This window comes from Nocardioides sp. NBC_00163, from assembly GCF_045206295.1.
Classification (GTDB): domain Bacteria; phylum Actinomycetota; class Actinomycetes; order Propionibacteriales; family Nocardioidaceae; genus Nocardioides.
This window is the reverse complement of record NZ_CP108155.1, coordinates 2,055,119-2,079,236: the sequence shown is the minus strand read 5'-3', so window position 1 is coordinate 2,079,236 and position 24,118 is coordinate 2,055,119. Positions and strand designations below refer to the sequence as shown.

22 protein-coding genes and 1 tRNA gene are annotated in these 24,118 nt (G+C 68.8%); 15 read left to right on the top strand and 8 right to left on the bottom strand.

Features of this window, described 5'->3' with window-relative positions; genetic code table 11:
- Window position 1: 1 nt before the first annotated feature.
- Window positions 2-523, bottom strand: a complete 522-nt coding sequence (locus tag OG801_RS09920) for a helix-turn-helix domain-containing protein (RefSeq protein WP_355017825.1) — start codon at window positions 521-523, stop codon at window positions 2-4.
- 61 nt (window positions 524-584) lie between these two features.
- Between OG801_RS09920 and OG801_RS09915 the strand changes: the two genes are divergently transcribed.
- The 3 genes from OG801_RS09915 to OG801_RS09905 are packed head-to-tail and all read left to right on the top strand — an operon-like array spanning window position 585 to window position 2,514.
- The gene (locus tag OG801_RS09915) at window positions 585-950 is read left to right on the top strand and encodes a hypothetical protein (RefSeq protein WP_406035549.1); all 366 of its coding nucleotides are present in this window, start codon (window positions 585-587) and stop codon (window positions 948-950) included.
- Window positions 947-1,720 (top strand): ABC transporter ATP-binding protein, encoded by a 774-nt coding sequence (locus OG801_RS09910; protein WP_406035547.1) that lies wholly within the window; start codon window positions 947-949, stop codon window positions 1,718-1,720. Before OG801_RS09915 ends, OG801_RS09910 begins: the two co-directional genes overlap by 4 nt.
- Complete coding sequence (locus OG801_RS09905; RefSeq protein WP_406035545.1) at window positions 1,708-2,514, top strand: ABC transporter permease; 807 nt, start codon at window positions 1,708-1,710, stop codon at window positions 2,512-2,514. The genes OG801_RS09910 and OG801_RS09905 overlap by 13 nt, the downstream gene beginning before the upstream one ends.
- 35 nt (window positions 2,515-2,549) lie before the next feature.
- Here the strand turns inward: OG801_RS09905 and OG801_RS09900 are convergent, their stop codons facing one another.
- Together OG801_RS09900 and OG801_RS09895 are read right to left on the bottom strand one after the other, a co-directional pair.
- Window positions 2,550-3,113, bottom strand: a complete 564-nt coding sequence (locus OG801_RS09900) for a DUF1269 domain-containing protein (RefSeq protein WP_406035543.1) — start codon at window positions 3,111-3,113, stop codon at window positions 2,550-2,552.
- A 104-nt stretch (window positions 3,114-3,217) separates the two neighbouring features.
- Window positions 3,218-3,481 carry a GlsB/YeaQ/YmgE family stress response membrane protein gene (locus tag OG801_RS09895; RefSeq protein WP_355017830.1) on the bottom strand — a complete coding sequence of 88 codons (264 nt, stop codon included), beginning with the start codon at window positions 3,479-3,481 and terminating at the stop codon, window positions 3,218-3,220.
- A 454-nt stretch (window positions 3,482-3,935) separates the two neighbouring features.
- Here OG801_RS09895 and OG801_RS09890 point away from each other — a divergent pair, with 454 nt between their 5' ends.
- Window positions 3,936-5,231 carry a DUF222 domain-containing protein gene (locus OG801_RS09890; RefSeq protein WP_406035540.1) on the top strand — a complete coding sequence of 432 codons (1,296 nt, stop codon included), beginning with the start codon at window positions 3,936-3,938 and terminating at the stop codon, window positions 5,229-5,231.
- A gap of 88 nt (window positions 5,232-5,319) precedes the next feature.
- A tRNA-Gln gene (locus tag OG801_RS09885) sits at window positions 5,320-5,398 on the top strand.
- Window positions 5,399-5,535: 137 nt separating this feature from the next.
- On the opposite strand, the gene OG801_RS09880 is transcribed toward OG801_RS09885, so the two are convergent.
- Window positions 5,536-6,468, bottom strand: a complete 933-nt coding sequence (locus OG801_RS09880) for a DUF1254 domain-containing protein (protein WP_355017835.1) — start codon at window positions 6,466-6,468, stop codon at window positions 5,536-5,538.
- Window positions 6,469-6,630: 162 nt separating this feature from the next.
- Between OG801_RS09880 and OG801_RS09875 the strand changes: the two genes are divergently transcribed.
- On the top strand, window positions 6,631-7,014 hold the full coding sequence (locus OG801_RS09875; RefSeq protein WP_406035538.1) for an alpha/beta fold hydrolase: 384 nt from the start codon (window positions 6,631-6,633) through the stop codon (window positions 7,012-7,014).
- The gene (locus OG801_RS09870; protein WP_406035536.1) at window positions 6,950-7,504 is read left to right on the top strand and encodes an alpha/beta fold hydrolase; all 555 of its coding nucleotides are present in this window, start codon (window positions 6,950-6,952) and stop codon (window positions 7,502-7,504) included. The genes OG801_RS09875 and OG801_RS09870 overlap by 65 nt, the downstream gene beginning before the upstream one ends.
- A 7-nt stretch (window positions 7,505-7,511) precedes the next feature.
- Here the strand turns inward: OG801_RS09870 and OG801_RS09865 are convergent, their stop codons facing one another.
- Window positions 7,512-8,294 carry an alpha/beta fold hydrolase gene (locus tag OG801_RS09865; RefSeq protein WP_406035534.1) on the bottom strand — a complete coding sequence of 261 codons (783 nt, stop codon included), beginning with the start codon at window positions 8,292-8,294 and terminating at the stop codon, window positions 7,512-7,514.
- Between the two features lie 109 nt (window positions 8,295-8,403).
- Between OG801_RS09865 and OG801_RS09860 the strand changes: the two genes are divergently transcribed.
- The 4 genes from OG801_RS09860 (at window position 8,404) to OG801_RS09845 (ending at window position 11,482) form a co-directional block, all read left to right on the top strand.
- Complete coding sequence (locus OG801_RS09860; protein ID WP_406035532.1) at window positions 8,404-9,003, top strand: hypothetical protein; 600 nt, start codon at window positions 8,404-8,406, stop codon at window positions 9,001-9,003.
- Between the two features lie 199 nt (window positions 9,004-9,202).
- A complete protein-coding gene (locus OG801_RS09855) occupies window positions 9,203-9,634 on the top strand; it encodes an adenylyltransferase/cytidyltransferase family protein (protein WP_141806140.1) in 432 nt (143 codons plus the stop codon).
- Complete coding sequence (locus tag OG801_RS09850; RefSeq protein WP_406035530.1) at window positions 9,631-11,244, top strand: class I SAM-dependent methyltransferase; 1,614 nt, start codon at window positions 9,631-9,633, stop codon at window positions 11,242-11,244. The genes OG801_RS09855 and OG801_RS09850 overlap by 4 nt, the downstream gene beginning before the upstream one ends.
- A gap of 1 nt (window position 11,245) precedes the next feature.
- Complete coding sequence (locus OG801_RS09845) at window positions 11,246-11,482, top strand: DUF6752 domain-containing protein (RefSeq protein WP_355017841.1); 237 nt, start codon at window positions 11,246-11,248, stop codon at window positions 11,480-11,482.
- A 17-nt stretch (window positions 11,483-11,499) separates the two neighbouring features.
- Here the strand turns inward: OG801_RS09845 and OG801_RS09840 are convergent, their stop codons facing one another.
- Window positions 11,500-12,132 (bottom strand): response regulator, encoded by a 633-nt coding sequence (locus OG801_RS09840; RefSeq protein WP_355017842.1) that lies wholly within the window; start codon window positions 12,130-12,132, stop codon window positions 11,500-11,502.
- 76 nt (window positions 12,133-12,208) lie between these two features.
- Complete coding sequence (locus OG801_RS09835) at window positions 12,209-17,560, bottom strand: HAMP domain-containing protein (RefSeq protein ID WP_406035528.1); 5,352 nt, start codon at window positions 17,558-17,560, stop codon at window positions 12,209-12,211.
- Between the two features lie 176 nt (window positions 17,561-17,736).
- Here OG801_RS09835 and OG801_RS09830 point away from each other — a divergent pair, with 176 nt between their 5' ends.
- On the top strand, window positions 17,737-19,863 hold the full coding sequence (locus OG801_RS09830) for a SpoIIE family protein phosphatase (protein WP_406035526.1): 2,127 nt from the start codon (window positions 17,737-17,739) through the stop codon (window positions 19,861-19,863).
- Here the strand turns inward: OG801_RS09830 and OG801_RS09825 are convergent.
- Window positions 19,860-20,702 carry a helix-turn-helix transcriptional regulator gene (locus OG801_RS09825; protein WP_406035524.1) on the bottom strand — a complete coding sequence of 281 codons (843 nt, stop codon included), beginning with the start codon at window positions 20,700-20,702 and terminating at the stop codon, window positions 19,860-19,862. The two genes, OG801_RS09830 and OG801_RS09825, sit on opposite strands and share 4 nt — an antisense overlap.
- A 102-nt stretch (window positions 20,703-20,804) precedes the next feature.
- Here OG801_RS09825 and OG801_RS09820 point away from each other — a divergent pair, with 102 nt between their 5' ends.
- The 3 genes from OG801_RS09820 to OG801_RS09810 all read left to right on the top strand — a co-directional run bounded on the left by OG801_RS09820 (window position 20,805) and on the right by OG801_RS09810 (window position 24,110).
- The gene (locus OG801_RS09820; protein WP_406035522.1) at window positions 20,805-21,563 is read left to right on the top strand and encodes an SDR family oxidoreductase; all 759 of its coding nucleotides are present in this window, start codon (window positions 20,805-20,807) and stop codon (window positions 21,561-21,563) included.
- Window positions 21,564-21,606: 43 nt separating this feature from the next.
- Window positions 21,607-23,061 (top strand): bifunctional UDP-N-acetylglucosamine diphosphorylase/glucosamine-1-phosphate N-acetyltransferase GlmU, encoded by a 1,455-nt coding sequence (glmU, locus tag OG801_RS09815; RefSeq protein ID WP_406035521.1) that lies wholly within the window; start codon window positions 21,607-21,609, stop codon window positions 23,059-23,061.
- A gap of 74 nt (window positions 23,062-23,135) precedes the next feature.
- Window positions 23,136-24,110 carry a ribose-phosphate diphosphokinase gene (locus OG801_RS09810; protein ID WP_350660453.1) on the top strand — a complete coding sequence of 325 codons (975 nt, stop codon included), beginning with the start codon at window positions 23,136-23,138 and terminating at the stop codon, window positions 24,108-24,110.
- The last annotated feature ends 8 nt before the right edge of the window (window positions 24,111-24,118 follow it).

Sequence of the window (24,118 nt, the reverse complement as noted above, 5' to 3'; positions counted from 1 at the left end):
ACTACTCGGTGGGCAGGAGCGCGGTAGACAGCATCACCCGTTGCTTCCCGGCCGCCTCGCCGGCGTACGGGGCGATGAGCTCGTTGAATCCTTGCTGGATCCGCGCGAGGTCCTCCTCGTCGACGTACAGCGCGCCGGTGCCGAACCCGAGGTGGCTGCGGGTGACCTCGCCGAGCGCGAGTGAGCCCTCGAACGTACGGAGCAGCTCGCCGATGAACGCGAGGAAGCCGGCTCGGATCTGATCGTCGGAGAGCGTCGCCAGCTCGGCCTGCTCGACGTGAGCCATCCGCTCGCCCAGCGTGTAGGTGCGCTCGGTCGTGCCCCGCACCCGCCGCTCCGACGCCACGGCGAGGAAGCCGGCCTCGACGAGGGTGGCGACGTGTCGGTACAGCGTTGCCTGGGGGACATCGGTCAGCAGTTCCCGGAGCTGGGCGGTGGTCAGGTCGCGACCACCCACTGCCTGCAGAACCCGCAGTCGTACGGGGTGCGCGACGACCTCGGAGATATTGCCTTGCGACGGCATGTGACTCCCATTATTCTCATTCTTAGAATGTTCCTGATCTGATCATATTCTAGGAGATGAGATGACCACTCTCAACGTCCAAGACGGCCTGCTCGCGCTCACCTTTCCCGGCTGGGAGCGGCTGATGGCGGGCCGCGGGGGCTACTCCGTCGCCGTCAGCGCCGTCGACTCGGTGGAGGTGCTGCCGGACTGGAGCTCTGAGGTCTTGGGCTGGCGTACCGGCCTGGTGATCTCCGGTCTACGCAAGCTGGGCACCTTTCGACACCCCGATGGCACCCGCAGGCTGGTCTCGATGACGCGTGGGCTGCCGCTGCTGCGGATCCGGTTGCGCGACCGGGAGGTCGGTGCTGGCTTCGACGAGCTGCTGGTCAGTGCTCCGGAGGCCGCCGAGCTGGCGTCGGAGCTCGACGCTCTGGCTCGGCCATGAGTGCTGTCGCGGCCGTGGGCGTAGCGGCGGAGGGGAGTGGGGTCCTGTCCGGCCCGACTCTGAAGACCGAGAGTCTGGCCAAGTCCTTCGGGCCGGTGCCGGCGCTGACCCGGGTCGATCTGGTCGCCCGGCCCGGACGGGTGACCGGCTTCATCGGGCCCAACGGCGCGGGCAAGAGCACGACCTTGCGCATCCTCACCGGACTTGCACGTGCGGATCAGGGGACGGCGACGATCGATGAGGTGCCCTACACCGCGTTGAGCTGTCCGTCCCGAGTGCTGGGCGTCGTCGGCGACCTGGCCGGCGCCCATCCGGGGATGACCGCTCGGGGGCACCTGCAGACTCAGGCCGCCCTGATCGGTGTGCCCGGCGACCGGGTCGAGCAAGTGCTCGAGGAGACCGGCTTGCGCTCCGTGTCGCGTCGACGAGTCCGCGGCTTCTCGACCGGGATGCGCCAGCGGCTGGCGTTGGCGACGGCCCTGTTGGGGCAGCCATCCGGGCTGATCCTCGATGAGCCGACCAACGGGCTGGACCCCTCGGGCATCGTCTGGCTGCGACGTCTGGTGCGAGCCTTCGCCGATGCCGGCGGGACGGTGCTGGTTTCCAGTCATGTGCTCACCGAGCTGCAGCAGGTCATCGACGATCTGGTGCTCATCGAGGGTGGCCGCACGCTCTGGTCCGGTTCCTTGAGCGACTTCACCGGTGACCACGCCTCACTCGAGGAGGCCTACCTGAGCATGATCGAGGAGGAGATGGCATGCGACAGCTGAAGAACGCGATCCGAGGTGAGGTCGTGCGGCTGACCAGGACCCGGCTGCCCCTGTGGACGATGGTGGCCGCGGTGGCGTGCGGTGGCCTGCTCATAGGTCTCGTCGCCCTGACCGGGCCGGAGAACGCGACTCCGCCGATGCCTGGGTTGGACACTGCCGCAGGCGTGTCCGGAGTCTTGAGTCTCCTTGGCGTCGCCCTCTTCGCGCCTGCGCTGATCGGCACTGTGGCGATCACGGGCGAATACCGGCATCGGACCGTAGCCACCACCTTCCTCGCGGTGCCGAAACGCGGTCGGGTGCTGGTGGCCAAGCTGATCGCCTACGGGGGTCTTGGTCTGGCGTACGGGGTGGTCCTGACGCTCTCCGCGGTCGCCGGGATCTATGCAGGGACCTCCGCACACGGGATCGAGCCGGGGCTCGGGCTCGACGCCATTCTCGGCACCACGGCGAGGTACGGCGCCGCCGCAGCCATCTACATGCTGCTGGGCGTCGGCATCGGAGCCGTCGCGCGGCACCAGCTCCTCGCGATCGGGATCACGCTGGGCTACTTCTACTTCATGGAGAACCTGATGATGATTCTCCCTGGAGTCAACATCGTCTATCCCTTCCTTCCCGGTGGAGCCACCGCCGCGCTCACCGGGTCGACCGCGCTGTTGGAGATGATCGCCGCCGAGGCGGGCGTGATCGGCCCCGTCGTCCAGGCGCCGTTGATAGGCGCGCTGGTGCTCCTCGGCTACGCCCTGGCCTCCTCGGTGCTGGCCGCTGCCGTATCCCTGCGTCGCGACGTCGCCTGAGCCTGGTCGAGGTACGGACGCTCGCCGTCAGGGGCTCAGGCGTGGCCGCCCTGGACTTCCTTGGCGGCGGCCTTGATGTCGTCCGCCTCGACCTTCTCGAGGGTGGACTCGACGATGGTCTCCGCCCGCTCGAGGGCCTTGCGGATCTTGATCTCGCCGGGGTCGGAAACCAGGGCGAGCAGGCCGGAGTGCCCTGGTGTGATCGCATTCTCGAGCTTCTGCTCGAGCTCGCGGTTGTGGTGGCGCTGCCGCAGCTTTCCGACGAAGGCTCCGGCACCGCCGGCCACAGCGGCGCTGCCGAGGATCGACGGCGGGAAGATCACGCCGAGCGCGATGCCGCCGACGACTCCCCACTTGAGTCCTGACTTCGTGCTGTGGTCGGTTGCCTTCTGGATCTCCAGCTTGCCCTCGGCCGAGCGCCTGACCACGATGACGCCCTCGATCTCGACGCTGCGGCCGTTCTCGACCGACTTGAGGGCCTCGTACGCCTCCCACGCCATGTCCGTGTCACTGAAGTCCGCGATGATGAGGGTGTAGGCGCCGTCGGACACGGAGGCCGCGTTCACCTCGACCTCGGGGTTGGTGGTCTCGTCTGCCATGACATCCGCTCCTTGGTGGTTGAGGTTCCACTCTCGAACGGTCATGGCTCGGCGGCATCACCCGTAGCGGGTGGGGTGGGCGTGCAGCTAGGACGAGCCGATGATCACTGGCTCTGACGCGACCGGCGCCAGTACCCCCACGCCCACGTGAGGAGCAGGGCTCCCAGGATCGACCCGATCAACCCGGTCGGGTGGAGATCGAGCCCGTTGCCGGTCGCGAGGCTGAGCCCCAGACCGCCGACGAAGGAGCCCAGGAGGCCCGTCACCGCCGCGGTGGTCCAGTCGATCTCCTTCATCGAACGACCGAGAACGAGTTGTGCCACGCCGCCTGCCACGATGCCGAACAGGATGATCGCGATGATGAGCATATTGGCAACCTACCGCATCCAAACGCTCTCTATCCGGCGTTGAACGACACTGCTCGACGGGTCAGGCGCTGCTGGCTGACAACTGCTGGACGAGCCGCCTTGCTCGCTGGTCGAGCCGCCGGAGCCACTAGGCGGAGGCGTGTCGAGACCAACACGGTCCGCTTCTTCGGGAAAGCTCGCTTAGCGGCTGTGCTTCGTTTCAGGGTTCGCCGCCGACCCTTGCTTTGAGTGTTTCTCGATCGTGCACCGCGTCAAGGACGCCCTTCGGGCGCCGCTTCGCGGTGGCCTTCGGCCATCCTTGACCCGGCACCCGATCGAGAAAGATTTCGCCTATATCGGGGCGGCGGCGAGAGAGTGGCGCGGAGTTCACGTTGCTTGTTCGCTGACTGCGTAACTGGGTCTGACCTGCTTAAATAGGTCGCTCTGCGATGCTCTTGCGCATATAATAACTCCTATGTACGAGACCATCGACCACCTCCTCGCTGGGCCGCCTTCGGGTGCGTCCGAGAGTGAGCTGGTCGACTGGATCTCGCGTCTCGAAGAGATCAAGTGCACCGCTGAGGCGGTCCAGGCAGAAGCGGCGGTACGTCTCGACGAAGCCGTCCGGGCACGCCAATCAGAGGCTGGGGTTCCTGCCCGCAGGCTGGGCGAGGGGGTCGCCTCCCAGATCGCCTTGGCGCGGCGGGTCTCGCCCGAGAAGGGCGCGAAACTGCTCGGGCTGGCGAAGATCCTGACCACCGAGATGCCGCACACCTTCGCGCTGATGAAGGCCGGGCTGTTCTCCCAATGGCAAGCAACGATCCTGGCCCGCGAGACCGCGTGCCTCTCGGTGGACGATCGCCGGGTCATCGACTACGAACTCTGCGCCACAGGCCCGGGCGGTGAACCGGCTCGAGCGATCTCGATGGGGCTACGCCAACTCGAGAACGCCGCCAAGAAACTCGCCATCACCCTCGACCAGGAATCCGTCGTGGCCCGGGCCGCGAACGCCGAGAAAGACCGCCGCGTCAGCCTGCGGCCGGCCCCGGACACGATGACCTGGCTCGGCGCACTGCTGCCGGTCAAGGACGGCGTCGCCGTCTTTGCCGCGCTGGACCAAGCGGCCAAGACCGCTGCGGCTGCCGGCGACGCGCGGACCCGGGGTCAGGTCATGGCCGACACCCTGGTCGACCGGATCACCGGCCGTAGCACCACCGATGCGAAGCCTCGGATCGAGGTAAAGATCGTGATGACCGCCGACTCCCTCACCAACACCGGCGATCAGCCGGCCATGGTCGAGGGCTACGGCCCCGTCCCCGCGACCTGGGCTCGCGACGCGCTCAACGATGCCGAGGTCTTCGTCCGGCGCCTGTTCACCGACCCCGCCGGGCAACTGGTCGCCATGGAATCACGTGCCCGCAAGGCACCCGACGGACTGGCCGAGTTCATCGCCACTCGTGACGGCGGGATCTGCAGGACCAACGGCTGCGATGCTCCGATCCGCAACATCGATCACGTCGAACGCCACGCAGACGGCGGCGAAACGAGAGCCCAGAACCTGCAGGGCCTGTGCGAAAGGTGCAACCAAGCCAAAGAAGCCCTCGGCTGGCAAGCACGACCCGGCCCGGACGGCAGCATCATCACCATCACACCCACGGGCCACACCTACACCAGCCCGCCACCCGACACCTGGGCACAACCCCCGCCAACCTGGTCTCGCGCAGAGTTCATCCTGCGCAACGTACTTCTCGACCACGATCTCGCCGCATGACCCCGCCCAGCCTCGATCGGCATGCAGTGTCAGTGCGCGCGGTGGGGGTGCTGCCGTCTACAGTTGTCCCGTGCGTTTCGACGTACGTTCCCCGGTTGGTCTGCCGGCAGGGCCCGCCTGACTTTGAATCAGGACTAGCGACGTAGGTTCGACTCCTACCCGGGGAGCCGAAAGCCAGCCTTGACCTGCACTCTGGCAGATCAGGGCGGGGTTCGTTCCCGCCGGATGGCACACGAGGATGGCGCATGGCGAACCGGAAACGGTCCCCGATCCCTGGTTGCTCGGCGTGGGTCGCCCGGTACGGCTACTTGCCCAGGCCGGGGAATGTCCAGGTGCCGTTGAGGACGGCGGGGTGCGGGCGGTAGAGGCGGACGATGTAGTTCCAGCCGTCCATGACGCCGAGGGTGTTCGGGCCTGCCGCGGTGCCGAACCGAACGGTGATCGAGCCGTCGTTGTCCCGCTGTGCGGTGACGCTGTTGAGGCTGACCTCCGCGTCCCCGACCTGCTCGAAGTACCCGGCCACGTTGTAGACCGAGATCGACCAGAACGCGTCGACCGGCACCTCACCTATGCGCAGCTCGTAGTTGCCGATGGGAAGGCCGGGCTCGACGTTGAGGTAGAACGCTTCCTGTTCGGGCAGACCGCCCCAGCCAGCCGCGGTGCCGAGCAGGTGTCGGACGGGGTCGACATCCTCCTTGCGGCCGAATGCCCGGTCGTAGCGGGGCAGGCCGCGGGCGAGCTCGAGCAGCGCCGAGCGGGTCGAGTCGAGCGAGGCCTTGTCGAAGTCGGCTGCGACGAATGCTCGGTCGGAGGTGGCTTTGAGCTGTATCTCGTCCTGGAGGGCGTTGACCGCGGCGATGTCGGCGGGGTCGTTTGGGTCGACCAGCGTCCGCACGGCGATCAGGACATAGTCCGTGTCGTAGTCAGCCACCGAGAGCTCGTGGGTGCCGGGCTCGTGAAGGATCCGGTTGATGTAGTGGTCCTCGTTGACGACCATCACCGACATGTAGCGCCCGCGGCTGTCGGGAAGCGTCAGGGCGGCACCGCTGGAGATGTCCACGATCGCGCTGGAGTAGAGCGTGTCTCGGTTCTGCCTGATGACGGGCTGCTCATCGAGTGACTCGGGGGCGCGGACATGCACCAGCTCGTTGGTCGCACCCCGGGTCTGCAGGGCAGCGAACATCCTGTGCGTCTCGGCGCGGGCAAAGTTGTCGACGTTCACTGTCTCGGAGTTCACGGTCCGAAATCTGCCCGCCCCTGGTGACTGCCGGTTCACCCGCCAAGGGTGAACCGGGAACGTGATCAAGCATTGAGGACGGTTCCTGTCCGCGATGGCTTCTACGGTCACATCAACCGATCGCCACACCGCGCATCGGCATGTGGCTGAAAGGACATCGCAATGTCAGAACCCATCGACTTTCCCGAGCCGAGCATGATCGCCGTCAACGGGATCGAGCTCGAAGTCTTCGAGGCGGGCCAGGAGAACGCCGGCAAACCCATCGTCCTCTGCCATGGCTGGCCGGAGCTGGCCTTCTCGTGGCGCCATCAGATGGGTGCGCTCGCCGCAGCCGGCTACCACGTCATCGCTCCCAACCAGCGCGGCTACGGCAACTCGTCTCGCCCCGCCGAGGTCTCCGACTACGACATCGTGCATCTGTGCGACGACCACGTCGGTCTGCTGGATCACTTCGGATACGAGGACGCCGCGTTCGTTGGCCATGACTGGGGCGCGAACGTGGTGTGGAGCGCCGCCCCTCGCGTTCATCGAGGCGATCGTCGGTAGCGACTCGTACTTCGTCCACTTCAACCGCCAGCCGGGGGTGGCCGACGCCGTGTTCGACGCGAACGCCCGCCAGTTCCTGCGCAACCTGTACCGCAAGAACGAGCCCACGGCCGAGCCGGAGCCGGGCATGCCCCTCATCAACCTGGCCCACGCCGAGGCTCCACGCGGAGAGCCTGTGATGAGGGACGGGGAACTGGCGGTGTTCATCGACGCATTCGAGGCATCGGGCTTCACTTCGAGCGTGAACTGGTACCGCAACGTGGACCGCAACTGGGAGCTGATGGAGGACGTCGACCCGATCGTCCACCAGCAGGCACTGATGATCTACGGCTCACGTGACACGGTCATGAGGGCGCCGAACCTCGAGAAGTTCGTGCCGCGCGTCGAGGTCGTGGAGCTGAACTGCGGCCACTGGATCCAGCAGGAGCTGCCGGAGGAGACCACCCGCCTGATTCTCGAATGGCTCCAGCGAGGAGCATCTCGAGTGTGAGTGCGGCTCACGTAGCGTGGCGGCGGAGGAAGCTGCGGAGGATGTCGTTGAACGCCTGCGGAGCCTCGAGGTTGCTGACGTGGCCGCAGCGGGGGATGACGGCGAGGGTGGCGCCTTGGATCTGGCGCTCGAACTCTTGGGCGACCGATAGAGGCGACCGTACGTCGAGCGCGCCCCAGATGAGCCGTGTGGGCACCTGGATCGTCCCGAGTACGTCGGTCAGATCGGCCCGGGCCATCGCGGTCAGGGCAGTCAGCATGCTGTGGCGGCGTACGTCGGCTGCCATCGCCTCCAGCAGGGGGACGAACTTCGGCGGCGGAGGGCCGGCGAAGAGGCCCGGAAGGGTCGGGTCGAAGCTGCCCTCCGGCTGGTCGAGCAGGCCTGCGAGGCGGGCGTCGGCCTCGTCGGGTCCGAGGGAGCCGCGCCAGCCGGCGTAGCCGTCGGCGAGCACCAGGCTTCGCGCCACCGCAGGGTGGCGTCGGTAGAGCTCGAGGATGACGGTCACTCCCCAGGACAGCCCGACGAGGGTGCACGGAGAGATGTCCAGGGCGCGGATCAGTCCGGCAAGGTGGTCTGCGTAGTCGCTCAGCGCGAAACCTGCGGGCACGTCGCCGGAGCCGCCGGCGCCTGGTTCGTCCCACGCGATGACGGTGAACTCGTCCGAGAGCGCGTCGAGCTGTGGTGTCCAGGCGCGGCCGTCCTCGGCGCCGCCGTGGACGAAGACGACCGCGGGACCGTTCCCGGCGCGCCGGCAGGCGATGCGCAACCCGTCGATCTCGACGACATCCATGAACCGACCGTAGCGCGCTCGACGACGTCGTCGACGGCACCTAAAACCCGGGTTCAGTTAGGGGATTCCCCGATGCTCTCGCCGCGCCGAGGTCAATAGCGTCGAGAGCATGACGACTCTCGCGAGCCAGAAGGGACCGGTGGCGCCCGCGGCGCGGGCCGCAAGCCCTGCCGTCGTTGCCATCGCCGTGCTGATGGCGTTGGGCTGTCTGGCGTTCGCCGGGGTGAACGTGGTCTTCGAGGCCACCGATCGGTTCGCCGAGGGCCGCTATGCCGAGTACGCCACCGGGCTCTCGGTCATGAACTGGACCGTCACGGGCCTGAAGGTGCTGGGCGCCGCGGTGGCTCTGCTGTCGGTGGCCGCACGCCCGGTCCGGTTCGTGACGCCATGGGCCATGTCGGTGCTTCTCTGGGGTGCCTTCGCGACGCTCGCGCTCGACGCGGTCGGCAGCACGGTGGAGGCCGGCGCGATCCTGCTGGGAACGAGCGGCGACCCGGCTGACCTCGGCCTCCGCTCGGTGGCGTACCTCCTCGGATCGGTCGTCTCGGCCGCGGGATTCGGGGTGCTCGCCGTGTCCTACCTGCGGCGGCAGGCCGTCTCGAAGGTCACCGTTCTCCTGGGCGTGCTCGGTGGTCCGGTCCTGCTCGGTCTGCTGTTCCTCGGCCTTCCCGGACTGCTCGTCGTCCTCGGGGTCATGCCGCCCGGCTGACCCCGGCCGTCGTCATTGATGGCCACGCGCCGTTCATCTTCGTGTAAGGTCGCCGGGCTTCCTGTGGACGTCCGCGTGTCGCGCTGGTGATTCCGGAGATGCACAGGGAGACATGGATACTGGCCTGTATCAAGGTCGTGGGGGAGCAGGGTGTAAAGTCGCCCAAACTAATCGACAAACACTTGGAGGAAGCGTGGGCATGGGACCGGTCATCGGTTACGTACCTGGCGTGTTCGATCTCTTCCACATCGGTCACCTCAACATGCTGCGCCAGGCGCGAGAGCGCTGCGACACGTTGATCGCGGGTGTGGTCTCCGACGAGGTCTGCGAGACGACCAAGGGGATCATCCCGACCGTCCCGCTCGTCGAGAGGCTCGAGATCGTCGAGGCGATCGGAATCGTGGACGCTGTCTACGCCGAGCGCACCACCGACAAGGTCGACTCCTGGCGCGAGGTCGGGTTCACCCACCTCTTCAAGGGCGATGACTGGAAGGGCACCGAGAAGGGCGACGCGCTCGAGAAGAAGATGGCGTCGGTCGGTGTCGAGGTCGTCTACTTCCCCTACACCCTCCAGACCAGCAGCACCGCTCTGCGGAAGGCCATCGCGCGAGAGGATGCCCAGGTCTCGTGACCGGCAGTGCCCCCACTCCTGGCGGACAGTTCGAGATCTCTGACGAAGGGGTCCTCGTCCGGGACTCCTCGACGCCGGTCCTGATTCTCTCCGTCGACGGCCAGTACGTATGGTCCCTCACGCCCGAGCGCGACGGCCACCCGGTCGACGGAGGCACCATGGTGCCGTGGCCCACCGTGCTCACCCGGTTCCTGGACGGCGCCGCGACGATCACCATTGCCGACTACGAGGGCGAGGTGCTCTTCGAGGACAAGGTCGTCCTCGGCTCCGGTGAGGGCAACATCTCGATCGTCGACGGCAGCGGCAACCCGCTCAGCGTCGACAAGGTCGGCCACCTGACCCGCTCGTTCGAGGCCACCGACGAAAGCATCCGCGAAGAGATCCTCGACGGCACCCAGCGTGTCCTCGCCGACCTCCGCGACGTGGTCGGCGTCGAGGCGTACCTCAACTACGGCGCGCTCCTGGGCGCGATCCGCGAGGGCCGGATGCTCGGTCACGACTCCGACACCGACGTCTGCTACCTCTCCAAGCACACCGTTCCTGCCGAGATCATCTCCGAGTCGTACGCCATCGAGCGCACCATGCGCGAGCGCGGCTGGAACGTCCTGCGGATGTCCGGCGGCGACATCAAGGTGCTGCACCAGGTCTCGGACGGCCGCAAGGTGCACATCGACATCTTCGTGGCGTTCTACGTGCCCGACAAGGACGGCGAGCCGGTCTTCTACCAGCTCGGCAACCGCTCCGGACGGCTGCGCCGCGAGGCGATCGTGCCGGTCTCGACGATCAACCTGCACGGCTACGACTTCCCGGCTCCCGCCGAGCCCGAGGAGATGCTGGCCTTCATCTACGGCCCGAAGTGGCGCACCCCGGACCCGTCGTTCAAGTACGCCGACCCGCCGGCCGGCGTACGTCGTCTGGACGGCTGGCTGCGCGGATTCCGCACCGACATGGGGTTCTGGACCGAGTTCCACAACACCCACGGCAAGGAGCTCGAGAGCAAGCAGTCGGCCTTCGGTGCGTGGGTCCTCAAGCAGCTACCCGAGGACGCGAAGGTGGTCGACATCGGCGCCGGCGCGATCGGGCGGGACGGTCGCTTCTTCGCCCGCAAGGGCCACCAGGTGCACTCGGTGGACTTCTCCCGTGCCGCGGTGGCCGCCGTACGCCGCAGGGCCGAGCGCCACAAGCTCCCGCTGGTCTCCGAGCAGCTCATCCTCGGCGAGCTGCGTTCGACGCTGACGCTGGGTGCGCGGCTGGCCCGCGACCCCCACCATCTCTACGCCCGAGACCTGATCGGCTGCCTCGACGGCGCGGCCCGGAGCCAGCTCTGGATGCTGGCGAAGATGGCGCTTCGTCCCGGTGGCGGCAAGCTCTACCTCGAGTTCGCGGTCACCGGTGAGAACCTTCCCGAGCCGCAGCCCGAAGGCCTCGTACGCCGCGTCGACCCCGCCCTCGTCCAGGCCGAGATCGAGGCTGCCGGCGGGGTGGTCGAGCACCTCGGGATCAACGAAGGCCAGGACATGCTCGGCAACCCGCTGCCGGGCGTCGCGCGGCTGCGCGCCTCCTGGCCGTCTCCCAAAAATCTGACGCAGCACCGTGCAGAAGGAAACTGACATGTCCGACGAAATCGGCATCAAGAACATCGCCCGCGGCGCCCGCGACGCGGCCCGTACGCGTGCCTCGCTGGTGCGCCGCATCGAGGCGCTCGAGGCCGAGGTGCAGGAGCAGCGCCAGCTCAACCGGCGCGTCGCCGAGCTGACCGACGTGGTCGCCGAGCTGCTGATCCCGCTGCAGGACGCCGACAAGGAGAAGGCGGAGCAGGTCCTCGCCGCCTACCGGGCGAAGATCTGATCTGACACCGTCCGGCCTCAGCCCAGCGCGTCGAGCGCCTGTCTGAGGTCGTCGAGCCGATTTCCGAGGCGGCGGCGGGCATCGCCACCGAGGCCGATGTCACCGCCGGTGTCGAGCTCGGCCACGGCCTCCTCGACTCCCGCGAGCCGGGACCGGAGATCGGCGACCACGTCGACGTCGACCCGGCCGGGCTGGGCGGCTCGCTCGTCCAGGGACCGACGCAGCAGTTCGGCCTGGGCGCTGAGCTTGCGGCTGGCGTGCCAGAGGTCGACGAAGACCTGCACCTTCGCCCGCAGGAGCCACGGGTCGAACGGCTTGGCGAGGAAGTCGGCGGCGCCGGTCGCATATCCGCGATAGGCGAGGTGGGTGTCGAAGTCGTTCGCGGTCAGGAAGATGATCGGGACGTCCTTGGTGCGTTCGCGCGCCTTGATGCGGGTGGCCGTCTCGAAGCCGTCCATCCCCGGCATCTGCGCGTCCAGCAGGATCAGCGCGAAGTCGTCGTGGAGCAGGGCGCGTAGGGCGTCCTCGCCGGACCCCGCGCGGACGAGGGTCTCGTTGAGCGAGCCGAGGATCGCCTCGAGCGCGACCAGGTTGGCGGCACGGTCGTCGACGAGCAGGATCTTCGCCGTCCCCTGATGGCGATCACTCATGCCGCCGCCTCCGTATTGAAAGGCAGAGCGTACGGAAGCGGCGGCCTGAGGCCTGCTGTCGCTCGCTGGCGCTCGCTCATGACAGCCACAACCGGAACAGCGAGAGCAGGTCGGCGACGTCGACCGGTTTGGTGATGTACTCCGAGGCACCGGCGGCGAGGCTGTCCTCGCGGTCACCGGTCATCGCCTTCGCGGTCAGCGCGATCATCGGCAGGCTCTTGAACTGCGGGATGTCGCGGATCAGGCGCATCGCGGTCAGACCGTCCATGCCCGGCATCATGATGTCCATCAGCACGAGGTCGACGCCCGGCTCCCGCTGGAGCGCCTCGATCCCGGCCTCCCCGGACTCCGCGTAGAGGACGTCGATGCCGTGCTGCTCGAGCGCGCTGGTGAGCGCGAAGACGTTGCGTACGTCGTCGTCGACGATCAGGATCCTGCGACCGACGAACTGGCCGTTCGGGTCGGCCGGCTCGGGAACGTACGTCCTGGGGGACTGCACACCGGTTCGGCCCAGCAGCACGCTCACGTCGTCGATCGCCTCCTCGGTGGTTGCCGGCGTCTTGAGGGTCATCGCCTGGGCGTACCTGTCCAGGCGGCTCTGCTGAGCCTTGGTCACCTCGCCGACCCTACTCAGCACGACGGGGATGTTCTTGGTGCGCTTGTGGGTGCGCATCCAGCGGAGCACGTCGAAGCCACCCTCTGTCAGCGGAAGGTCCAGGACCACACAGTCGACCTCGCGGTCGGCCAGGACCGCGTGAGCCTCGTCGGGCGATGCGCCCAGGACCGTCTCGACCTCGTCGACCGAGCCGAACAGGGCCTCCACGACGGCGCTGGTGCCAGGGCCGGACTCGTCGCTGCCGCCACTGACAACCAGCAGGACCTGGTCGGCGCCGCGGTCGGCCGCGTCCTGCGGAAGGGGAGCACGAAGCGATGAGACCTGCTCGCCGACGGCAGGCGTCGGAGTCTGGGCGTCGATCGTCCCGGCGCTGATCCTCGGGACGTACAGCGTGAAGGAGCTGCCGTGTCCGGGGTCGCTCTTGACCTGGATCTCGCCGCCGATGAGGTGGGCGACCTCGCGGCTGATCGACAGGCCGAGGCCGGTGCCGCCGAACTTGCGGCTGATCGTGCCGTCGGCCTGCTGGAACGCCTCGAAGATGACCTTCAGCTTCTCCGGAGGGATGCCGATGCCGGTGTCGACCACCGAGAACGCCAGCACCGCATCGGCCTGCTGCAGGCTGGGCGTCGAGAAGCGCTCGCCGGAGGCGTTGCGGATCAGCAGCCGGACCCCGCCGCCGTCGGTGAACTTCACCGCGTTGGAGAGCAGGTTGCGCAGCACCTGCTGCAGCCGGTGCTGGTCCGAGCGGAGCACCCGGGGTACGTCGGGGTCGACGCTGACGATGAAGTCGAGGTCCTTCTCAGCGGTCAGCGGCCGGAAGGTCGCCTCGACGTACTCGACCACCGAGGTCACCGCGACGTCGCTGACGTGGACGTCCATCTTCCCCGCCTCGACCTTGGACAGGTCGAGGATGTCGTTGATCAGCTGGAGGAGATCGGTGCCGGCGCCGTGGATGGTGCGGGAGTACTCCACCTGGCGGGAGTTGAGGTTGCCGTCGACGTTGTCGGAGAGCAGCCGGGCCAGGATGAGCAGCGAGTTGAGCGGCGTACGCAGCTCGTGCGACATGTTGGCCAGGAACTCGGACTTGTAGCGGGACGAGAGGGCGAGCTGCTCGGCGCGCTCCTCCAGGCCGCGCCGGGCGTCCTCGATCTCGAGGTTCTTGATCTCGATCGCCTGGTTCTGGTCGGCCAGCTGGCGCGCCTTCTCCTCGAGGGCGGCGTTGGTCTGCTGCAGCTCCACCTGCTGACGCTCGCCCTCGTCCTGCTTGTCCTGCAGCTCGCCGGCGAGACGCTGCGACTCGACCAGCAGCTCCTCGGTGCGCGAGCTGGCCATGATCGCGTTGAGCGAGACCCCGATCGACTCGGCGAGCTGCTCGAGGAACTGCATGTGGACGGCGCTGAACGGCCGGAACGAGGCCAGCTCGACGACACCGATCACCTTCTCCTCGAACGCCACCGGGAGCACCACGATCGAGGTGGGTGCCGCCGACCCGTGGCCCGAGGAGATCCGCAGGAAGTCGGCCGGCACGTCGCGCACGATGATCGGCTGACGGTCGTACGCCGCCTGCCCGACCAGTCCCTCGCCGAGTGCGAAGACATCGGGGACGTCTGGGCCGGGCTGGTAGCCGTAGGAGGCGATCCGGCGCAGGACCTTGGGGCCGCCGTGCTCGGAGGTCTGGTCGGTGAGGAAGATCGAGCCCTGCTGCGCGCCGACCAGCGGGGTGAGCTCGGAGACGATCAGCCTCGCGACCTCGAGCAGGTCCCGACCGCCCTGCATGTGGCCGGTGAACCGGGCCAGGTTGGTCTTGAGCCAGTCCTGGTCCTCGTTGGCCCTGGTGGTCTCCCGCAGCGAGTCGATCATCTCGTTGAGGTTGTCCTTCAGGTCGGCGACCTCGCCGGCGGCCCCGACGGTGATCTGCCGGCTCAGGTCGCCCTGGGTCACCGCAGCGGAGACCTCGGCGATCGCGCGGAGCTGGGTGGTCAGCGTCGACGCGAGCTGGTTGACGTTCTCCGTCAGTCCGCGCCAGGTGCCGGAGACGTCGGCGACCTCGGCCTGGCCACCGAGCTTGCCCTCGGTGCCGACCTCGCGGGCGACACGAGTGACCTCGTCGGCGAAGGAGGAGAGCTGGTCGACCATGGTGTTGACCGTGGACTTGAGCTCGAGGATCTCGCCGCGGGCGTCGACGGTGATCTTCTGGGTCAGATCGCCACGGGCCACGGCGGTGGTGACCTGGGCGATGTTGCGGACCTGGGAGGTCAGGTTGGAGGCCATCGAGTTCACCGAGTCGGTGAGGTCCTTCCAGGTGCCGGCCACGCCGCGTACGTGGGCCTGACCGCCCAGCGATCCTTCGGTGCCGACCTCGCGGGCGACACGGGTGACCTCGTCGGCGAAGGTACGCAGCGTGTCGACCATCGCGTTGAGGGTGCCGGCCAGGGCGGCGACCTCGCCGCGGGCCTCGATGGAGATCTTCTGCGACAGGTCGCCCTGCGAGACCGCCTTGGAGACCTGGGCGATGCTGCGGACCTGGTTGGTCAGGTTGGAGGCCATCGAGTTCACCGAGACGGTCAGGTCGCGCCAGGTGCCGGCGACGCCCGGCACCTGGGCCTGGCCACCGAGCGCGCCCTCGGTGCCGACCTCGCGGGCGACTCGGGTGACCTCGTCGGCGAACGAGCCGAGCTGGTCGACCATGGTGTTGATGGTCGACTTGAGCTCGAGGATCTCGCCGCGGGCGTCGACGGTGATCTTCTGGGTCAGGTCGCCACGGGCCACCGCGGTGGTCACCTGGGCGATGTTGCGGACCTGGGAGGTCAGGTTGGAGGCCATCGAGTTCACCGAGTCGGTGAGGTCCTTCCAGGTGCCCGAGACGTCGTGCACGTCTGCCTGGCCGCCGAGCTTGCCCTCGGTGCCGACCTCGCGGGCCACACGGGTGACCTCCGCCGCGAAGGAGGAGAGCTGGTCGACCATGGTGTTGATGGTCGACTTGAGCTCGAGGATCTCGCCGCGGGCGTCGACGGTGATCTGCCGGCTCAGGTCGCCACGGGCCACCGCGGTGGTGACCTGGGCGATGTTTCGGACCTGGGCGGTCAGCGTGCCGGCCATGAAGTTCACCGAGTCGGTCAGGTCGCGCCAGGTGCCGGAGACGCCGGGCACCGCGGCCTGGCCGCCGAGCTGACCCTCGCCGCCGACCTCGCGGGCGACGCGGGTGACCTCGTCGGCGAAGGCGGAGAGTTGGTCGACCATCGTGTTGACGGTGGTCTTGAGCTCGGCGAGCTCGCCGCGTACGTCGACGGTGATCTTCTGGGACAGGTCGCCGCCGGCCACTGCGGTGGTGACCTGGGCGATGTTGCGGACCTGGTTGGTCAGGTTCGTCGCCATCGAGTTGACGGAGTCGGTGAGGTCCTTCCACCGGCCACCGACACCCGGCACCTCGGCCTGGCCGCCCAGCATGCCCTCGGTGCCGACCTCGCGGGCGACACGCGTCACCTCGTCGGCGAAGGCGGAGAGCTGGTCGACCATGGTGTTGACGGTGGTCTTGAGCTCGTAGAGCTCGCCGCGTACGTCGACGGTGATCTTCTGGGACAGGTCGCCGCCGGCCACTGCGGTGGTGACCTGGGCGATGTCGCGGACCTGGTTGGTCAGGTTGGACGCCATCGAGTTCACCGAGTCGGTGAGGTCCTTCCACCGGCCGGCGACGCCGGGAACCTCGGCCTGGCCTCCGAGGATGCCCTCGGTGCCGACCTCGCGGGCGACACGGGTGACCTCGTCGGCGAAAGTCTGCAGGGTGGCGGTCATCGAGTTGAGCGTCTCGGCGAGCTCGGCGACCTCACCGCGCGCGGTGACCGTGATCTGCTGCGACAGGTCGCCGCGGGCGACGGCCTTGGCGACCGAGGAGATCCCGCGCACCTGGGAGGTCAGGTTGGAGGCCATCGTGTTGACCGAGTCGGTGAGGTCGCGCCAGGTGCCGGAGACGCCGCGCACGTCGGCCTGGCCGCCGAGGCGGCCCTCGGTGCCGACCTCACGGGCGACGCGGGTGACCTCGGCGGCGAACGAGGACAGCTGGCCGACCATCCGGTCGACGGTGTCCTTGAGCTGCGCCATCTCGCCGGAGACCTCGATGGTGACCGTGCGGGACAGGTCGCCGTTGGCGACGGCGGTGGTGACCTCGGCGATGTCGCGGACCTGGGCGGTCAGCCGCGAGGACATCGTGTTGACCGCGTCGACGAGGTCGCGCCAGGTGCCGGAGGCGTTCCGCACCCGGGCGCGGCCACCGAGCTTGCCCTCGGTGCCGACCTCGCGGGTGACCCGGGCGATCTCCTCGGTGATCGTGGCGAGCTGGGCGACCAGGCCGTTCACGCTCTTGGCGACCAGCAGCGGGTCGCCCTTGAGGGCGCGGCTGCCGTGGCGTACGTCCATCGTCTGGGTGAGGTCGCCCGCGGAGACGGCGGCTACGACCCGGGCGACGTCGGCGGTCGGGCGTGCCAGGTCGGCGACGAGCTTGTTGGCGTCCTCGACGGCACCGGCCCAGGCGCCGCCGCCGATGCTCGGCCGCAGCCGTTCGTCGTGGTGGCCGTCGCGGCCCGCCTCGCGGCGCACGCGCGCGATCTCGCCGGTCAGATGGTTCAGACGTTCGGCGATCTCGTTGTGGATGGAGGCGAGGTCGCCGAGCGGCCCGTCGACAGGCTCGAGCCGGCCGGTGAAGATGCCGTCGCGCATCGCGGTCATCGCGTCCTTGAGCTGGCGCAGCGTGACCTGATCGACGGCCACCTGCCCGGGGAGCATGGTCGACCTCGATGAGTCCGTCGATGAGGGCATCCCTGCCTCCTCTCGCGCTGATCCGCGCGTCTGCTGAAGTGTCGCACTCCACGGCTGGCCGTGGCTCACAAATGATCGTTCACCACCGATTCTGGTAATTCCTTGACCTACCTGCCGGTACCTTGCCGTGATCAGTGCCATACCAGCGCCAAAGGGGTGCACAATCGGCGGTGGTCATGAGTATCGGAGCCAAGACACTGTCTCGAACCTTCGAGCCGGCACCGACGTCGGTCTCAGAAGCGCGCCGTTTCGCGCGCGACGTGCTTGCCGAATGGGGCCTCGACGACCTCCTCGACGACGTCGTCCTGCTGACCAGCGAGCTGGTGACCAACGCCGTGACCCATGCCGGCACGCCCATGACCGTGTCGGTCGTACGCGAGGAGGACCGGCTCCGCATCGACGTCTTCGACCAGCACCCGACCCGGGTGCTCCCGGTCGGTGCGAACGCCCGGCCCGGGGCCGGCGAGCACGGCCGCGGGCTGCTCATCACCTCGGCGCTGGCGACTGCCTGGGGGGTGGAGTACCGCCGGGACCACAAGCGGGTGTGGGCCGCGTTCGCGCTCGTGGAGACGACCCTCGACGTGGACGCGCCCAACGGGGGAGTCCCGGAGGGCCAGGACGTACGTCGCCGGGAGAGCGTGGCCACGCCCGGCCAGGATCCGCTGGGGCTGAGTGGCCTCGCCCTCAACCAGCTCGCTCTCGCCGACATCCTCGACCTCGTGGTGGAGCAGACCCGGGAGCGGTTCGACTCCGACGCTGCGTACCTCCTGCTCGAGGACGAGATGGAGGACCGGTTCGTGGTGGCCGCGACGAGCGGGGAGGCGACCTCGATCAAGGGGAGGAGCGTGCGCCGTGGCGAGGGCGGTGCGCCGAGCCTTCGAGCCTCGTTCCGGCCGCTGGCGATCGGCGACCTGCGTGCCACGCCGGTCGAGCTGCTCCGAGGGCTCGAGCTGCGCTCGCTGGTGACCGCCCCGGTGGCCTTCGAGGGCCGGGTGATCGGCAGCTTGGCGGTCGCGAAGAAGGAGCCGGGCAGCTTCGCGACCGAGGAGGGCGCCGAGCTGCAGCGGGTCGCGGACTGGGCCGCGCCGAGCGTCGACCGGGCGTCCACGCGGGCTGCCGACGGTGAGCGGCGCGCCTGGCTCGCGTTCCTGGGAGAGACGAGCGTGATGCTGGCCGGGTCGCTGGACCTGGAGACGACGACCGCGATGACCGGCCAGATCGTCGTGCCCCGGCTGGCGACCTGGTGCGGCATCTACCTCAACGACGTACGTGACCATCCTCGGCTCCAGTTCGCCTGGCACGCCGACGAGCATCAGCTCGACGAGGTGCGGGACGCCTTGGAGGATGCCACCCCGGACGGCCCGGAGGTGCCCGCCGTGCCCGACCTCGACGGCGAGGTCGCGATCCTCCCGCTGGAGGCCCGCAACCGGGTCATCGGCTGGCTCACCCTCGGGCGCCCGGCCGGCGAGCCGCTGCGCCGCGAGCGCCTGATGGTGGCGGAGTCGGTGGCCCGGCGGGCGGCGCTGGCCATCGACAACGCCCGTGCCCACACCGAGCTCCAGGAGATCGGTCGGTCCCTGCAGCGCAGCCTGCTGCCGGCTGTGCTGCCGGAGATCCCGGGCGTCGACATCGGGGTCGGCTACGAGCCGACGGGGGAGTTCAACGAGGCCGGCGGCGACTTCTACGACATCTTCGCGCTCGGCGCCGGGCGCTGGGGCTTCATGGTGGGCGACGTGTGCGGCGTCGGGCCGGAGGCGGCCGCGGTCGCCGGGATGTCGCGGCACACGGTGCGGGCGCTGATGCGGGCCGGCATCCCGATCGCGCCGACCCTGGAGCGGCTCAACTCCGCGATCAGCGACGAGGGCCTGCGGGGCCGGTTCATCACGCTGGTGTGCGGCACGCTCGAGGTCACCTCCGCGTCCCGCTTCCGAGTGCGGCTCGTCTGTGCCGGCCATCCGCCGCCGTTCCTGGTCACCCGTGCCCGGCCCGGCGTCTCCGCCCGACGGGTCGGCCGGTCGCAGGCGCTCCTCGGGGTGCTCGACGCGGTCGACTACATCGAGGAGGAGGTGACGGTGGAGCGGGGCGACCGGTTCGTCGTCGTCACCGACGGCGTCCTCGAGCGGCGTGCCGGGGACACGATGTTCGAGGAGGCTGGCGTCGAGGCCGTTCTCGCCACGGGCATCGACGTGGGAGCGCAGGTCGTCGCCGACCGGCTGTTGCGGGCGGTCGCCGACTTCTCCGCAGTGCCGCCCTCCGACGACATGGCCGTCCTCGTCCTCGATCTGGGGAAAGTTGTCTCTTAGGGCGCGCTGAACTCCTCGTGACCGAGCACCGCGAGCAGCCGGATCTTCTCCTCCGCCTCGCTGCCGGGCACCGGTGTCAGCACCAGCAGCGCCTGGCCCTGGTCCTGGGTGGACAGCACCTGGCAGTCGACGTCGATGCGGCCGACCTGCGGATGCAGCAGCGTCTTGTGGTCCTCGTACCGGTGGGTGACCTCGTGCCGCTCCCACAGCTCGCGGAACTCCTCGGACCTGGCGAGCAGGAGGCGTACGAGCTCGCCGGCGCGCCCGCGCTCGCCGAGTGCTCCGTGTGCCATCCGTAGGCTCGCCACCAGGCCACGGCCGTGCGTGACGTGGTAGTCCGGCGGGTAGACGCTTCGCGTCGAGGGATCGGTGAACCAACGGTAGGCCTCGAAGCGGTCCCAGCCGGTCAGCGCCGGCCGGTCCCCGAAGATCGTGGTCGCCAGCCGGTTGGCGACCAGGGTCTCGCCGAGCGCGGACATGATCATCGCCGGAGTGTCCTCGAGCCGGTCCAGCACGCGCAGCAGCGCCGGGGCGACGTGGCCGTCCTCGAACGTACGCCGAGGGGCGTTGTGTCCGGCCAGCCGGTAGAGGTGGTCGCGCTCGTCGACGGTCAGGCGCAGCGCCCGGGCGAGCGCGGAGAGCATCTGCTCGGAGGGCTGCGGGCCGCGCTGCTGCTCGAGGCGTACGTAGTAGTCGGTCGACATCCCGGTCAGCGAAGCGACCTCCTCGCGGCGCAGGCCGGGCGTACGCCGGCGGGGTCCGGCGATCAGGCCGACGTCCTGCGGGCGGAGCGCCTCACGGCGGCGTCGGAGGAAGTCGGCGAGGGAGGCGCGGTCCATGGCATCCATGATGCGGGTCGGGCTCGTACGCAGCCAGGGACCGCCGATCCCACGATCACCAGGTCTCTCCCGCCGACGGATCCGCCGCCGCAGGGTGGAGGCATGAACATCACCGGAAACACCATCTTCATCCCCGGAGCGACCTCCGGGATCGGCCTAGCTCTCGCCCTGCGCCTGAAGGAGCGCGGCAACACCGTCATCATCGGCGGCAGGCGTACGTCCCTGCTCTCCGAGCTCGCCCAGGTGCACGGCTTCGACACCGTCCGCATCGACACCGCCGACGCCGACTCGATAGCGGAGGCGACCGCCGACGTGGTCAGCCGCTTCCCGGACCTGAACGTGCTCGTCGCGATGGCCGGGATCATGCGCCCCGAGGACTGGACCACGCCGGGCTTCCTCGCCGATGCCGAGGAGACCGTGGTGACCAACGTGCTCGGTCCGATCCGGCTCATCGACGCGCTCGTGCCGCAGCTGCGTGAGCGTCCCGGCGCCACGATCCTCACCGTCTCCTCGGGGCTGGCCCACACGCCGCTGCGGTTCACGCCCACCTACAACGCCACCAAGGCGGCGATCCACATGCTCTCCGAGTCGATCCGGATGCAGCTGGAGCCGATCGGGATCCAGGTCACCGAGCTCGTCCCGCCGGCGGTCCGGACGGCCCTGATGCCGGGCCACGAGAGCTCCGAGCACGCGATGCCGCTCGAGGCGTACGTCGACGAGGTGATGGCGCTTCTCAAGGCCGGTCCCGAGGCCCACGAGGTGCTCGTGGAGCAGGTCAAGCTGCTGCGCTACGCCGAGGTACGCGGCGACTACGACCAGATCATCGGGGTCCTCAACGCGGCCGAGGAACGGGTCCGCTGACCCCGGATCGGCGCCCGGGCGCGGCGGCCTAGACTGAGCCAACATGAGCGAGCTCACCGTGATCGTGCTGGCCGCCGGCGGCGGCACTCGGATGAAGTCCAAGACTCCCAAGATGCTCCACCAGATCGCGGGCCGGAGTCTCGTGGGCCATGTCCTGGCCGCGGTCTCGGAGGCCGGGGCGTCCCGTGTCGTCGCCGTCGTGGGCCACCAGCGGGAGCTGGTCGAGCCCCACATCAACGAGATCCTGCCCGAGGCCGTGATCGCGGTCCAGACCGAGCAGCTCGGCACGGCGCACGCCGTGCGGGTGGCGGTCGAGGCCGGCGCGGTCTCCGGCGGGACGGTTCTGGTGACGTACGGCGACACGCCCCTGCTGCGTGGTGAGTCCCTGCGCGCGCTGGTGGCCGACCACGAGGCCGCCGGCCGGGCCGCGACGATCCTGAGCGGGATCGTCCCGGAACCCTTCGGTTACGGCCGGATCCTGCGTGGAGACGCCGGGGTAACCGGGATCGTCGAGGAGAAGGACGCGACCGACGAGGAGCGGGCGATCAACGAGATCAACTCGGGGATCATCGCCTTCGACGGGGGCTTCCTGGCCGGGGTGCTTCCGCGGATCGGCAACGACAACGCCAAGAAGGAGTTCTACCTCACCGACGCGATCGCGCTGGCGGTCTCGGACGGGCTGGGGGTGGACGCGTTCGTCCTCGACGACGTGAGCGAGGCCGAGGGCGCCAACGACCGGGCCCAGCTCGCCGCGCTCGGGAAGATCCTCAACGATCGGATCGTGACCCGGTGGATGAAGGACGGGGTCACCGTGATGGACCCGGCCACGACCTGGATCGACGCCGACGTCGAGCTCGCGCCCGACGTCACCATCCTGCCCGGCACCCAGCTCATCGGTGCCACCCGGATCGACGAGGACGCAGTGGTCGGTCCCGACTGCACGTTGAAGGACACCGAGGTCGGCCACGGCGCCCGGGTGGTGCGTACGCAGGCAGAGCTCGCCGTCGTCGGACCCGGTGCCAACGTCGGGCCGTTCTCCTACCTGCGCCCGGGCACGGTGCTCGGGGAGGAGGGCAAGATCGGCGGCTTCGTCGAGGTCAAGAACTCGACCATCGGGCCCGGCGCCAAGGTGCCGCACCTGTCCTACGTCGGCGACGCGACGATCGGCGAGGGCACCAACATCGGGGCCGGCACGATCTTCGCCAACTACGACGGCATCAACAAGCACAAGACCCGGATCGGACGCCACGTGAAGTCGGGCTCAGGTGTGACCTTCGTCGCCCCGGTGGTCGTCGGAGACGGTGCGACGACCGGTGGCGAGGCCCTCATCCGGGAGGACGTCCCGCCCGGTGCGCTGGCAGTCTCCGCAGGTCAGCAGCGGATCATCGAGGGGTGGGCGCTGGCGAAGAGGGCAGGCACGGCGCAGGCGGCCGCGGCCGAGGAGGCACTCGAGTCGGGCGTACCCATCCTCGGTGAACCCTCGGCGACAGGCGAGTGACCCCCGGGGTTGGGTCCGGCAGCGAAGTTGATGGAGAATCCAAGTGCAGTGACCCCGGGGGTAGGAGCCAGCAGATGACCAAGCGCACCACCGAGAAGCAGATGATGCTCTTCAGCGGCCGGGCTCACCCGGTCCTCGCCGAGGAGGTCGCCGACCTTCTGGGAACGAAGCTGACGCCCACCTCGGCCTACGACTTCGCCAACTCCGAGATCTACGTACGCTACGAGGAGTCGGTGCGCGGCTCGGACGCGTTCGTCATCCAGTCGCACACGGCGCCGATCAACCAGTGGCTCATGGAGCACCTGATCATGGTCGACGCGCTGAAGCGCGCCTCGGCCAAGCGGATCACCGTCGTGATGCCGTTCTGGGGCTACTCCCGCCAGGACAAGAAGCACCGCGGTCGCGAGCCGATCTCGGCTCGTCTGGTCGCCGACATGTTCAAGACCGCGGGTGCTGACCGGATCATCTCCGTCGACCTCCACGCCGACCAGCTCCAGGGCTACTTCGACGGTCCCGTCGACCACCTGATGGCGCTGCCGCTGCTGACCGACTACATCAAGGACAAGTACGGCAACCAGCCGCTCGCCGTCGTCTCTCCCGACGCAGGCCGGATCAAGGTCGCCGAGCGCTGGGCGGCGCGGCTCGGTGGGGCGCCGCTGGCGTTCATCCACAAGACCCGCGACATCAACCGGCCCAACGAGACCGTCGCCAACCGCGTCGTGGGTGAGGTCAAGGACCGCATCTGCATCCTCACCGACGACATGATCGACACCGGTGGCACGATCGTGAAGGCCGCTGACGCGCTCATGGCCGAGGGTGCCGCCGGTGTGATCATCTGCGCCACCCACGCGATCCTCTCCGACCCCGCCGTCGACCGGCTGAAGAACTCCACCGCCACCGAGGTCGTCATCACCAACACCCTCCCGGTGCCGGAGGAGAAGCAGTTCGACAAGCTCACCACGCTCTCCATCGCCCCTATGCTCGCCCGCGCGATCCGCGAGGTCTTCGAGGACGGCTCGGTGACCTCGATGTTCGACGGCCACGCCTGATACTGCTT